Annotated in this window: 9 protein-coding genes; 6 read left to right on the forward strand and 3 right to left on the reverse strand. The window is 68.0% G+C overall.

All coding sequences use genetic code 11. The features are described from left to right. Nucleotides 1-4: 4 nt before the first annotated feature. From LF63_RS05020 to LF63_RS05035, 4 genes are all read left to right on the forward strand, one after another. Nucleotides 5-3,997: a YhdP family protein gene (locus tag LF63_RS05020; RefSeq protein ID WP_081945097.1), complete on the forward strand. Its 3,993-nt coding sequence runs from the start codon at nucleotides 5-7 to the stop codon at nucleotides 3,995-3,997. Nucleotides 3,998-4,099: 102 nt separating this feature from the next. Then, nucleotides 4,100-5,545, forward strand: coding sequence for a metalloprotease TldD (gene tldD, locus LF63_RS05025; RefSeq protein ID WP_043103202.1), 1,446 nt, complete (start codon nucleotides 4,100-4,102; stop codon nucleotides 5,543-5,545). Between the two features lie 366 nt (nucleotides 5,546-5,911). Next, complete coding sequence (locus tag LF63_RS05030) at nucleotides 5,912-7,492, forward strand: S53 family peptidase (protein WP_081945098.1); 1,581 nt, start codon at nucleotides 5,912-5,914, stop codon at nucleotides 7,490-7,492. Between the two features lie 448 nt (nucleotides 7,493-7,940). Beyond that, entirely contained in the window at nucleotides 7,941-9,557 is a 1,617-nt protein-coding gene (locus LF63_RS05035; RefSeq protein WP_081945099.1) for a S53 family peptidase, read from the forward strand. A gap of 110 nt (nucleotides 9,558-9,667) precedes the next feature. Here LF63_RS05035 and yjgA read toward each other — a convergent pair whose 3' ends face one another. Next, nucleotides 9,668-10,198 (reverse strand): ribosome biogenesis factor YjgA, encoded by a 531-nt coding sequence (gene yjgA / locus LF63_RS05040; protein WP_043100062.1) that lies wholly within the window; start codon nucleotides 10,196-10,198, stop codon nucleotides 9,668-9,670. A gap of 96 nt (nucleotides 10,199-10,294) precedes the next feature. Between yjgA and pmbA the strand changes: the two genes are divergently transcribed. Then, nucleotides 10,295-11,641, forward strand: coding sequence for a metalloprotease PmbA (pmbA, locus tag LF63_RS05045; RefSeq protein ID WP_043100063.1), 1,347 nt, complete (start codon nucleotides 10,295-10,297; stop codon nucleotides 11,639-11,641). Between the two features lie 86 nt (nucleotides 11,642-11,727). Beyond that, complete coding sequence (locus tag LF63_RS05050; protein WP_043100064.1) at nucleotides 11,728-12,156, forward strand: DUF4870 domain-containing protein; 429 nt, start codon at nucleotides 11,728-11,730, stop codon at nucleotides 12,154-12,156. Between the two features lie 29 nt (nucleotides 12,157-12,185). Here the strand turns inward: LF63_RS05050 and ispA are convergent, their stop codons facing one another. Both ispA and LF63_RS05060 read right to left on the reverse strand, forming a co-directional pair. After that, nucleotides 12,186-13,088, reverse strand: a complete 903-nt coding sequence (ispA, locus tag LF63_RS05055; protein ID WP_043100066.1) for a (2E,6E)-farnesyl diphosphate synthase — start codon at nucleotides 13,086-13,088, stop codon at nucleotides 12,186-12,188. After that, on the reverse strand, nucleotides 13,069-13,335 hold the full coding sequence (locus LF63_RS05060) for an exodeoxyribonuclease VII small subunit (protein ID WP_043100068.1): 267 nt from the start codon (nucleotides 13,333-13,335) through the stop codon (nucleotides 13,069-13,071). The genes ispA and LF63_RS05060 overlap by 20 nt, the downstream gene beginning before the upstream one ends. Between the last annotated feature and the right edge of the window lie 76 nt (nucleotides 13,336-13,411).

Below are 13,411 nucleotides of genomic sequence, written 5' to 3' on the forward strand. Positions count from 1 at the left end.
GTGCATGGTGAACAAGACCTGGCGGCAACGTCTGCGCCGGCTGCGCTTCGTCATCGGTGGACTGATCTGCGTCGGGCTGATCGCGCTGGCCGTGCTGATCGGTCTGGTGCAGGTGCTGCTGCCGCTGGCGGCACGTTACCCGGATCGTGTCGCCGCGATGCTCAGCGCCCGTCTGCATCAGCCGGTGCGGTTTGCCTCGATGGACGGGCACTGGCAGCCGTCCGGTCCGTTGCTGGTGCTGCACGATGTGCGCATCGGCGGCCAGAATGGCGCGCCGCTGCGACTGCCCGTGGCCGACGTGAAACTCGATTTCGGCGCGCTGCTGATTCCGCGACGCAGCCTGGTCAACCTGCGCCTGGTCGATGTGCGGCTGGATCTGGATCGCAGCGCCGATGGCGTCTGGAGCGTGGCCGGTTTCGGCGCGGCTGGCGGCGACGCGGCGCAGCAGAAGCTCGACCTCAGCCAGCTGCCGGGCAGCCTGACGCTGCAGGGGCTGCAGCTGAACATTCACGACGCGCGCACGCAGCGGGACTGGAAGCTGCGCGCCGACGCGCTGCGGGTCAGCAACAGCGGCAACGTGCTGCGCTTCGCCGGTCGCGTGCGTCGGCCCAGCGTCACGCATGGGTTGAATGTCGCCGGTCGTCTCGACCTGGGCGCGGACAGTGGCACCGTCTATGTCGACGGCGAGCAGGTCGATCTCGGCCAGCTGGCCTCCGGCATCGAACTGGGCGGTTACGGCATCGACGGCGGACACGGCAGCCTGCAAGTGTGGCTGCAGTGGAAGCAGGCGCGCGTGGTCGAGCAGATCACGCGCATGAATCTGAGCGGGGTGGACATGCACGGCCCGGCCGGGCGCACGCAGGTGGCGCACGTGCAGGGTCTGTACGGTCTGCAACGGCAGGGCGACGGTTTGCGGTTGCGCTACGCCGGTCCGCAGGGCGCGGCGTTGTGGGTGGAACTGCAGGGCGCCGGGTCGGACCGCAGCGTGCGCGCGCGCGCACGCAACCTCGATCTCGCGCCGTTGCTGCCGCTGGTGGCGCAGGCGCCGTCGCTGCCGCCGTCGCTGGCGCGCTGGCTGCTGGCCGCCCATCCGCGCGGGACGCTGGATCGGGCGGCGCTGCAGTGGACCGCCTCCGGCGGCGTGCAGTCCGTGGATGCCTCGTTCTCGCAGCTCGCGCTGGATCCCGGGCTGGGCAAGCCCGGCATCGGGCCGCTGCATGGACGGCTGTTCGGCGATGCCGAGGCGCTGTTGCTGGAACTGCCGGATCAGGCCGCGACGCTGCGCATGCCCGGCACGTTCCGCAAGCCGGTGACGTTCCAGCAGCTGCAGGGCGACGTGGCGGTTTGGCAGGCGGGCGATGCCTGGCACATCGGCACCGGCAAACTGAGCTTCGGCGGCGCGGGCTTCGGCGGTCAGGCACGCGGTCAGGTGCGCATTCCGGATGCCGGCGGCAAGCCGTTCATGAATCTGTACGTGGCCCTGAGCAAGACCGACGTGGTCGCCGCCAAGCAGTTCTGGCCGATCGACGGGATGCCGGCCAGCACCGTGCAATGGCTGGATCGATCGTTGGTGTCTGGCGAGCTGACCCATGCCGAGGCCCTGCTGCGCGGCGATCTCAAGGACTGGCCGTTCCATCAGCACGAAGGTCGCTTCGAGGCGCGCGGCGAGATCAACGATCTGGTGCTGCAGTACAGTCCGAACTGGCCGCGAGCGGAGGGCGTGCACGCCATTGCCAGTTTCGTCGACGACGGCATGCTGGTGCGCGCCGATGCCGGTCAATCGCGTGGCAACAAGGCAAGCATGGCCGTGGCCGCGATTCCGAAGTTCAGCGACGCCGAACTGGTGCTCAGCGTCGAGGGTGCCGGCACGGGCGCGAGCATGCTGGATTTCGCCCGCAACAGCCCGATCGCCGCCGAGCAGGCGTCCGCGCTGCGCCAGCTCAAATTGGGCGGCAGCGGCGATTTCGATTTCAGCCTGGTGCTGCCGTTCAAGGACAGCAAGGATTTCACCCTGGCCGGCAGCGCGCGCATTCGCGGCGTCGATGTCGACAATACCGACTGGGGCCTGCACCTGGGCAAGCTGACCGGCGCGTTGCGCTTCGACGGACACGGGCTGCGCGGACAGAACCTGCAGGCGCAGTTCAACGGCGTGCCCTCGCAGCTGGACCTCGCGCTCGGCAGCGGCGCTACCGGCGATCCGGCGCGTCCGGTCAGTGTGAGCATGCGCGGTCATTACGACATCGCCACGCTGGTGCAGGGGCGGTCGTCGCTGCAGGCGCTGACCGAGGTGGCCAAGGGCGACGCCGACTTCACCATCGGCTTCGACATCGCGCACGCGGATGCGCAGGATCTGCAGCAGACGCTGCACATCGATTCGTCGCTGCAGGGCGTGGCCCTGAAACTGCCCGCACCGCTGAACAAGCCGGCGCAGGATGCGCTTCCGCTGCATCTTTCGCTGCAGCTGCCGGTCAGCGGCGGGGACCTGCGCGTGGCGCTCGGCGACAAGGTGCAGGCCTGGGCCAAACTGCCGACCGACGACGGCGGACCGCTGGCGCTGGCCGTGGCGCTCGGCACAACCCAGCCGACGGCGCTGCCGACCAGCGGCATCCGCGTCAGCGGTCACGGCGACGAGCTGGATGTCTCCGGCTGGTTGCAGCGGGCGTTGGCCGCGCGTGGCGGCGACGGCACCGGCGGACCCTCGCTGGACGGTGTCGATGTCAGCGCCGCGCATGCGCACGTGTTTGGCGCGACCTTCGACGATCTGCGCCTGCGCCTGACACCGCAGACCGGGCAGATACTGATGCAGTTGGACGGTCCGCAGGCCAAGGGCAGCCTGACGCTGCCGACCACCGACCTGGCCAAGCGCGGCGTGCTGGCACGGCTGGATCGCCTGTACTGGCCCGATGAATCGGCCGCGGCCGACGCCAAGTTTCGGCAGGAGCGCGCGGCCGCACCGGCCCCGGCGGCGAGTGCCGGGGCCGGTGCGCCCAGCGAGAATTTTTCCGACACCGGCATCGCGCCGTCCGAGGTGCCGCCGCTGCACGTATCGGTCGGCGATCTGCGGTTGGGTCAGGCGCACCTGGGCGACGCACGCTTCGAGAGCTGGCCCACGGCCAAGGGCATGCACATCGATCAGCTGCGCACGCACAACAGCGACGTGCAGATCATGGCCAGCGGCGACTGGAACGGCAGCGCCACCGATAGCCATACCCGCATGACCATCGACTTCGGCGCCGAGAACCTGGGCAGCCTGCTCAAGGCGCTGGGCTTCGGCGGGCTGTTCGAGGGCGGGCGCACGCGCGCGCACTTGCAGGCGACGTGGCCGGGCGAGCCGTCCTCGCTGGCGTTGCAGCGCATGAACGGCACGCTCGACGTCGAAGTCAGCAAGGGGCGCATCCCCGAAGTACAGCCGGGCGTCGGTCGCCTGTTCGGCCTGATGGCGCTGACGGAACTGCCGCGCCGCCTGTCGCTGGATTTCGGCGACGTGTTCGGCAAGGGCTTCGGCTTCGATTCGATCAAGGGTCGCTTCCAGCTGGCCGATGGCTTTGCGCGCACCGACGATCTGCGCCTGAAGGGTTCGGCCGCCGACATCAGCATCACCGGCGCCACCAACCTGCGCGACAAGACCTACGACCAGCGCATCCTGGTGGTGCCGCACATCGGCAACAGTTTGCCGGTGGTCGGTGCGCTCGCCGGCGGGCCGGTCGGCGCGGCCGCCGGTCTCGCGGTGCAGGGGTTGCTGGGGCGCGGATTGAACAAGGCCGCGAGCGCGCGCTACAGCCTGACCGGAAGCTGGGATCATCCGAAGATCACGCTGCTGGAGAAGAACGTGCCGAGCCCTGAGGCGGTGACCTCGCCGCCCGCGCCGGCAGGTTCCACGCAGGCGCCCGCCATGCCGCCGATGCCGGCGTCGACTAGCTCCGCACCGCGGCCCGCGACGCCGTCCTCCGCCGCGGCGCCGGCGACGAGTTCGACCGCCGCCGGCAGACCCGTCTGAGCCACGGCTGGACGGCGACAGGTCTCCGCCAACTACAATGGCCTTTCATGCGGCCCGCGCCGCCCCCATCTGATCGATGTACCCGAACGCATGGAATCCATCATGACGCAGGAACACCCGCTGGCCCACGCCGAACATCGCCTGCTGAAGCCCGGCGGTCTGGGTGTCAACGATCTGGAACGGGTGTTCGCGCGCCTGATGGGTCCCTCGGTGGATGCCGCCGATCTGTATTTCCAGCATGCCCGCAGCGAGTCCTGGTTGCTGGAGGATGGCATCGTTCGCGACGGCAACCACAACATCGAGCAGGGCGTGGGCGTGCGTGCGATCAGCGGCGAGAAGACCGGCTTCGCCTACGCCGACGACATCGTCCTGCCGCAGCTGCTGGAGGCGGCCGGTTCCGCGCGGGCCATCGCATCCAGCGGGTCCGGCCAGAGTCAGCCGCTGGCCGTGCGCTCGGCGCGTGCGCTGTATCCCGCGGTCGATCCGATCGACAGCCTGCCCAACGAGGAGAAGATCCGCGTGCTGCGCGAGGTCGATGCCTACGCGCGCAGCATCGATCCACGCGTGCGTCAGGTCGTGGTGAGCCTGGCCGGTACCGTGGACACGATTCTGGTGGCGGCTTCGGACGGTACGCTGGCCGCGGACGTGCGCCCGCTGGTACGCCTGAATGTGCAGGTGATCGCCGAACAGGACGGTCGCCGCGAACAGGGTTCGGCCGGTGGCGGCGGACGCTACGACTACCGTCGTCTGCTGGACAGCGGCAAGGCGCGCCATTGGGCCGCCGAGGCGGTGCGTCAGGCGCTGGTCAACCTGGATGCCGTGGACGCGCCGGCCGGCAGCATGCCGGTCGTGCTGGGACCCGGCTGGCCGGGCGTGCTGCTGCACGAGGCTATCGGCCACGGTCTGGAAGGCGACTTCAACCGCAAGGGCAGCTCGGCGTTCTCCGGGCGCATCGGCGAGCGCGTGGCCGCGCCGGGCGTGACCGTGGTCGACGACGGCACGCTGGAAGGTCGCCGCGGCTCGCTCAGCGTCGACGACGAGGGCACGCCGACCCACTGCACGCCGCTGATCGAGGACGGCATCCTGGTCGGCTACATGCAGGACAAGCTCAACGCCCGCCTGATGGGCATGACACCGACCGGCAACGGGCGGCGCGAGTCGTTCGCGCATCTGCCGATGCCGCGCATGACCAATACCTACATGCGCGCGGGCACGCACGATCCCGAGGAAATCATCCGTTCGGTCAAGCGCGGTCTGTACGCGGTGAATTTCGGCGGCGGCCAGGTCGACATCACCAGCGGCAAGTTCGTGTTCTCCGCCGCCGAGGCCTACCTGATCGAGGACGGCAAGGTCACGCGCCCGGTCAAGGGCGCGACGCTGATCGGCTCCGGCCCGGAGGTGCTGCATCGCGTGTCCATGATCGGCAACGATCTGGCCCTGGACGAAGGCATCGGTGTGTGCGGCAAGGAAGGCCAGGGCGTGCCGGTGGGCGTCGGTCAGCCGACGCTGCGCGTGGATGCGATGACCGTCGGCGGCACCGCATCCTGATCATGGCCAACGGCGACGTCATCGCCGTTTTGTTCTGTAGTGCATTGAAATACATGTTTATTTTTCGCAGCCAAGCGATTCGCTCGGGGCTGCCTCCCTTTCGGTATCGTCCACCCATCCGTGCATGACGCGCAGGAGCGCCTGCGTCGCATCTTTGCCGAAAACGTGCCCGTCCTCCCCCTGAGTGCATGCTAGTTTCGGCTTCAGGGTGAGGTTCCGGTGCGCATACGACATCGCGATGCGATGTTCTCGTTGCGCCAGTGAGCACGATTCCAAAGGGACCCGGACACTGCCTATCCAAGCCTTTGCCTCTACTGGGCAAGGGTCATTCGTTCGTATTGCGAAAGTATTCCGGAGGAGTGTTACATGCGTATGAAGAAAGCTTCGTTGAGCTTGGCCATGGGCGCCGCGCTGGCGCTGACCGCGGTGGTGCCGGCCTGGGCCGGATCCGCCCACTGGGCTGCGACGGCGACCCACGCCCATGTGCTGGCGGCGGGTGCGAAAGTGCACGGCGCGGCGGCGCTGGATACCCCGGTGCACGTGACGATCGCGCTGAAGGCCCGCAACCAGGCCGAGCTGCAGAAGCTGGCCGCCACGGCGCATGCGCCAATGAGCGCTCAGGATGTGATCAATGAGTTTGCCCCGACCACCGCGCAGGTGCAGTCGGTGGTGGATTACCTGAAGGGCCAGGGCTTCACCAACATCAGCGTGTCGGCTAACCGCATGCTGGTGTCGGCCGACGGCGACGCTGCGCGTGCGCAGTCCGCCTTCCACACTTCGCTGGTTTCCGTGACCACCGCGCATGGCCGTCACGCGTTCGCCAACACGAGTGCCGCGCAGGTGCCGTCGTCCATCGCCGGTTCGGTGCTGTCGGTGATCGGTCTGCAGACCGCCGCGCGTCCGCACGTGATGTTCAAGGGTCGCCCGGGCAGTGGTGGTGGCAGCACCGGTACGGTGACCGGTCACAACCCGACTGCGTTCCCGACCATCTACAACGTCGGTAGCACGCCGGCGGCGACCTCGATCAACGTCGGCATCATTTCCGACGGCGACATGAGCGCCACCCTGCAGGACATCAACCAGTTCGTGACCACCAATGGCCTGGCCACGCCGAATGTGCAGATCGTGTATCCCGGCGCGCAGGGCACCGACACCAGCGGCACGGCCGAGTGGGATCTGGACAGCCAGGACATCCTGGCGATGTCGGGCGGCGTCAACAAGCTGATCTTCTACGCCGCCACCTCGCTCAGCAACAGCGACCTGACCGCGGCCTTCAACAAGGCGGTCAGCGACGATCAGGCGCAGGTGGTGAACGTGTCCCTGGGCGAATGCGAGACCTATGCCTACCAGGACGGTTCGATGGCCGCCGACGACCAGATTCTGGCGATGGGCGTGGCGCAGGGCCAGACATTCTCGATCTCCACCGGCGACAACGGCTCCAACGAATGCTCGGGCGGCGGTCCGAAGGGCACCACGCCGAGCTATCCGGCCAGCTCGCCGAACGTGATCGCGGTCAGCGGCACCACGCTGGGCACCACGTCCTCGGGCAACTGGGCCGACGAGACCCTGTGGGCCGACGCCGGCGGCAGCCCGAGCACGGTCGAGCCGAAGCCGAGCTGGCAGACGCAGGGCGACAGCATGCGTGACGTCGCCGACGTGGCCTTCGACGCCGATCCGAATTCCGGTTCGATCATCATCGTCAACGGCAGCAATGCGCAGTATGGCGGCACCAGCCTGGCCGCTCCGCTGTTCGCGGCGACCTGGGCGCGCATGTTGGCTTCGCATCCGGGACTGGGCTTCGCCGGTCCGCATCTGTACACGGTGTCGACCAGCGTCTATCACGACGTGACGTCGGGCAGCAACGGCGGCGAGACGGCTACGGCCGGCTGGGACTTCGCCAGCGGCTTCGGCAGCATCAACGTCAGTGCGTTGAATTCGAGCCTGTAATCGGTCGAAACAGCGGAAAGTCGAAGGGCGCGCGTCGCGAGACACGCGCCCTTTTTCGTGTCCAGCATGCGGTGAGAGGACCTCGTGCTGGAGGCCATGATGTTTGTTGTCGATCCGGCAGTGGGACATGCCGCCGAGCATCGCGCTTGCACGCATGAGGCCCTTGCCGTGCGAGGTGCGCGATAGGCCGGGCCATGCCGTTCGTCATCGTGCGTTCGCGCGGCGAGATTCGCCATGAGCGATGTTTTTTGCCGAAATCGTGTCCGTACTCACCGTGAAGATTGCTAGGTTCGGAGGTGTTCCGGCAGGTCGATCTTCGCCTTCGATGGCGATGCGTCGGCAATGGATGCCACCACGGGAACCCGGGACAGCGTGCTGGCGTGATGTCCGTCCGGAAAGGGGGGCGTCCCTCAGCGTGTCGCGATCCAATTTTCTGGAGGGATGTCTCATGAACAGAAAGAGTCTTTCGTTGCATGTCGCTGTCACCGCGGCGCTGGCGCTGACGACGGCCGTGCCGGCCTGGGCCGGATCCGCCCATTGGGCCGCCACGGCCACCGGTGCCCACGCGTTGGCGTCGGACATGGAAGTGCATGGCGCGGCGGCGCTGGATACGCCCGTGCACGTGACGATTGCGCTGAAAGCGCGCAACCAGGCCGAGTTGCAGAAGCTGGCCGCCACGGCGCATGCGCCGATGAGCGCGCAGGAGGTGATCGACGAGTTCGCCCCGACCACCGCGCAGGTGCAGTCGGTGGTGGATTACCTGAAGGGCCAGGGCTTCACCAACATCAGCGTGTCGGCTAACCGCATGCTGGTGTCGGCCGACGGCGACGCCGCGCGTGCGCAGTCCGCCTTCCATACTTCGCTGGTTTCCGTGACCACCGCGCATGGTCGTCACGCGTTCGCCAACACGAGTGCCGCGCAGGTGCCGTCGTCCATCGCCGGTTCGGTGCTGTCGGTCATCGGTCTGCAGACGGTGGCGCGGCCGCACGTCATGCTGCAAGGTCAGGCGGGCACGCAGGGCCTGTTTGGCGGCGGAAGCCATCCGTCCGGCACCGTGACCGGTCATGACCCTAGCGAATTCCCGACCATCTACGATGTAGGCAGCACGCCCGCGGCTACCTCGGTCAACGTCGGCATCATCTCCGATGGCGACATGAGCGCCACGCTGCAGGATCTGAACCAGTTCGTCGCCAGCCACGGTCTGGCGACGCCGAACGTGCAGATCGTGTATCCCGGCGCGCAGGGCACCGACACCAGCGGCACGGCCGAGTGGGATCTGGACAGCCAGGACATCCTGGCGATGTCGGGCGGCGTCAACAAGCTGATCTTCTACGCCGCTACCTCGCTCAGCAACAGCGACCTGACCGCGGCCTTCAACAAGGCGGTCAGCGACGATCAGGCGCAGGTGGTGAACGTGTCCCTGGGCGAGTGCGAGACCTCGGCCTATCAGGACGGCTCGATGGCCGCCGACGATCAGATTCTGGCGATGGGCGTGGCGCAGGGCCAGACATTCTCGATCTCCACCGGCGACAGCGGCGCCAACGAGTGTGCGAGCCTGCCGCTCGGGCTGGGCAGCCTGCCGTTCGGCAGCACGCCGAGCTATCCGGCCAGTTCGCCCTACGTGATCGCCGTCAGCGGCACCACGGTGGGCACCTCCTCGTCGAATGGCTGGGTCGATGCGACGCTGTGGTCGGACGCCGGCGGCAGCCCGAGCACGGTCGAGCCGAAGCCGAGTTGGCAGACGCAGGGCGACAGCATGCGTGACGTGGCCGACGTGGCCTTCGATGCCGATCCGAATTCCGGTTCGATCATCATCGTCAACGGCAGCAATGCGCAGTATGGCGGCACCAGCCTGGCCGCTCCGCTGTTCGCGGCGACCTGGGCGCGCATGCTGGCTTCGCATCCGGGGCTGGGCTTCGCCGGTCCGCACCTGTATTCCGTATCGACGAGCGTCTATCACGACATCGTCAACGGCAGCAACGGCGCGGAGTCGGCATCGACGGGCTGGGATTACGCCAGTGGTTTCGGCAGCATCGACGTGAGCGCGCTGAACGCTCAACTGTAACCGCATGACGTCGCTGGGGCGCGGGTGGAGCGTTGCGGAAACGCCCCCGCGCCTCGGCTTGGTCGTGTGCAGTGCATGCCGTCGCGTGCGTGCGCGGCGCCGTGGTGTTGTCAGGCGTCGCCGAGCAGTTCCTTCAGGGTGCGGAACAGGTCGCGGAAGGCGCGCGGCGGCTTGTTCGCCTCGCGTTCGCTGCGTGCGCGGCGGATCAGCGAGCGCAGATGCTGGCGATCGACCTGCGGGTGTTCCGCGATCAGAGCCGACAGCGCCTCGTCGTCCTCGATCAGGCGCTCGCGCAGCGTTTCCAGACGTTGCAGGGCGGCATGTTCCTGACGGCTGCGCTCGCGGTTCTCGCCCAGCGCCGCCAGCGCGGGCACGAAGGCGTCCTCGTCGTGACGACGCATCAGCTTGGCCAGGTACGCCATCTGCCGCTTGCGTGCGCCGTACGCGCGGATGCTGCGCACGTTGGCGATTTCCGCACGCACATCGTCGGGCAATTCGATCTGCGCGAGGCGATTGGGTGTCAGGCCGACCAGTTGTTCGGCCAGCGTCAGCACGGCCAGGGCGTCGCGACGACGCTGGCTGCGGCTGGGGCCGAATTCCTGTGGATCGAGAGAATCGTGTTCGCCGGTAGTCACGGGCATGTTTCGACAAGAGCGGAGCGCCATTGTCCCGCATTGCGCGCCGTGGCGCACGGCGCTTCGTGAGACAATGCCCGATCTGCCATCCAAGGAGCGCCCATGAACGCTGTCGTGCCGCACACCCATGCCGCCGAACTGGACCGTTTGTCGCAATTGGCCGAGGACGTCGTCGCGCGCGCCCGCGCGGCCGGCGCGAGTCAGGCCGAGGTCTCGGCCAGCGTGGATGCCGGCCTGAGCGTGAACGTGCGCATGGGCGAAGTCGAAACCGTCGAGCGCACCCAGGATCGGGGCTTCGGCCTGACCGTGTACTTCGGTCGGCGCAAGGGATCGGCCAGCACGGCGGATCTGCGGTCGGAGTCGATCCAGGCCACCATCGAGCAGGCTTGCGCGATCGCGCGCTACACCGAAGAGGATGCCTGTGCCGGCCTGGCCGACGCGGAGCGCATGGCGACCGATTTTCCGGACCTGGATCTGTGGCATCCGTGGGCAGCCAGCGTCGACGAACTGACCGAGCTGGCGCAGCGCATCGAAGATGCCGGACGCGCGATGCAGGGCATCACCAACTCCGAGGGCGCCGCGGTCAATACCGGTTCCAGTCTCGGGGTCTACGCCAATTCGCATGGTTTCCTCGGGCGCGAGTCGGCCACGCGGCACACCATGTCCTGCTCGCTGATCGCGGGTACCGGCGGCCAGATGCAACGCGACTACTGGTACGACACGGCGCGCAGCACCGAACAGTGGATGGACGTCGAGGACGTGGGGCGCGAGGCGGCCCGACGCACGCTGGCACGCTGCGGCGCGCGCACGCTGTCGACGCGGCAGTGCCCGGTGCTGTATGCGCCGAGCGTGGCGCGCGGCCTGATCGGTCACCTGGTCGGCGCGGTCAGCGGCGGCCTGCTGTACCGACGCGCCAGTTTCCTGCAGGACCACATCGGCAAGCGCATCCTGCCCGAGTGGTTCTCGATCGACGAACGTCCGCGCCTGCTGCGTGGACAGGCGTCGTCGAACTTCGACTCCGAGGGCGTCGCCCCTTCGGAGGCGGCGCTGATTCGCGAAGGCGTGCTGCAGCGCTACGTGCTGGGCAGCTATTCGGCGCGCAAGCTCGGCCTGGTCAGCACCGGCAGCGCGGACGGTCCGACCAATCTGGTGGTTGGCCACCGCGGGGAGGATTTCCAGGCCATGCTCCAGCGCCTCGGCACCGGTCTGCTGCTGACCGAGGTCATGGGGCAGGGCGTGTCCCTGATCACCGGCGACTATTCCCGCGGCGCATCCGGTTTCTGGGTCGAGAATGGCGAGATCGCGTACCCGGTCGAGGAGATCACGGTGGCGGCGAATCTGCGCGACATGTTCGCGGGCATCCGCGCGGTCGGCGCGGACGTGGATACCCGCGCATCGACCCTGACGGGATCGATCCTGGTGGACCGGATGACCGTCGCTGGCGAATGACCGGAGACGTGACTTCCCACTCTTGACACCTGCTCGGGCGCTGGCCGAGAGTGAGTGCGTACCTACGAGGAGGAGAGGACGCACCCATGAACACCCCATCCGATCAGATGCCCCCGACCCCGCCGCCGGCACCGCCCCCGTCGGCGCCGCCTGCCGCCGAACCCGCCGCATCGGGCATGACCCCCGAACAGCGTCAGTGGGGCATGTTCGCGCACCTGGCGGCGTTCGCCGGACTGATCATTCCCTTCGGCAACATCATCGGTCCGCTGGTGGTCTGGTTAATCAAGAAGGACACGATGCCGTTCGTTGACGACCAGGGCAAGGAGGCGCTGAATTTCCAGATCACCGTGACGCTGGCCATGCTGGTCAGTTTCCTGCTGATGCTGGTGTTGATCGGTTTTCTGCTGGTCTGGATCGTTCCGCTGGTGGCGCTGGTCTTCGTGATCCTGGCCACGGTCAAGGCCAACGAAGGCGTGTATTACCGCTATCCGTTGACGTTGCGACTGATCAAGTAGACAACAGGCGCCGCCGGACGCGGAACGCTTCAGTTTCCGCGTTCGGCGGCGTACCGCGCTAGCGTCGCCAGCAGGGACGCCGGCGCGCCGAGAAAGGCGACCGCTTCCCGGGCTTCCTCGGTCAGTTCGCGCAGACGCTGGCGCGAAGCCTGCATGCCGAGCAGGGACGGGAACGTGGACTTGTCCTGGGCCGCGTCCTTGCCGGCGGTCTTGCCCAGCGCTTCGGTGTCGGCCTCGACGTCGAGAATGTCGTCGCGCACCTGGAACGCCAGCCCCACGGCGTGGGCGTAGCGATCGAGCGCGTCTAGCGTCCGTGTATCCGTGCAGCCGCCTGCGAGCGCGCCCAGGCGCACCGAGGCGCGGATCAGCGCGCCGGTCTTCAAGGCATGCATGCGTTCCAGCGCCGGCACGTCCAGGCGCTTGCCGGTGGCGTTGAGGTCGACGGCCTGACCGCCCGCCATGCCCTGCGCGCCGCAGGCCGTGCCCAGCACGCGCAACATGGTCACGCGGGTGGCGTCGCTGACGGTGGGTTGCCGGTCGCGGGCAAGCAGCTCGAAGGCCAGCGCCTGCAGCGCGTCGCCGGCGAGAATGGCCATGGCTTCGCCGTAGGCCACGTGACAGGTGGGACGGCCGCGGCGCAGGTCGTCGTCGTCCATCGCCGGCAGGTCGTCGTGCACCAGCGAATAGGCATGGATCAGTTCGACGGCGCAGGCCGGCGCGTCTAGCGCCGGACCGTCGTCGCCGACGGCGCGGCCGGCGGCGTAGGTCAGCAACGGACGCAGGCGCTTGCCGCCGCCGAGCACGGCATAGCGCATCGCGTCCTGCAGGACGTCGTCCGTCTCGATGGCGGGGAACAGTTGCTCGAGCGCGTGGTTGGCGCGTGCCGTGAGCGTCTGCAACGTGTCCGCGTGCTCAGGGGGCTTCGGGTTCAAGAGCTTCGGCGCTGTCGGGATCTTCGGGGTCGAGCAGTTTGCTGACGCGCAGTCGAGCCTGCTTCAGCGCGCTCTCGCAATCGCGGTACAGCGCCACGCCGCGCTCGAACGACTGCAGGGATTCGTCCAGCGAGAGTTCGCCGTCCTCCATGCGGCCGACCAGTTGCTCGAGTTCGTTGAGCGAGTGCTCGAAACGCTCGATCTGATCGGTTTCGGCGGAAGGAGTGCTTGCGGAGGGCTTTGCCATGGGCGCAAACGCTAGCGCAGCTCCGCCCCCGAATCAATTGCGCCGGGCCCGCGGCTGCGGACCCGGCGCGGTCGGA

Origin of the sequence: Oleiagrimonas soli (assembly GCF_000761445.1) — a bacterium.
In the GTDB taxonomy this organism is placed as follows: Bacteria; Pseudomonadota; Gammaproteobacteria; order Xanthomonadales; family Rhodanobacteraceae; genus Oleiagrimonas; species Oleiagrimonas soli.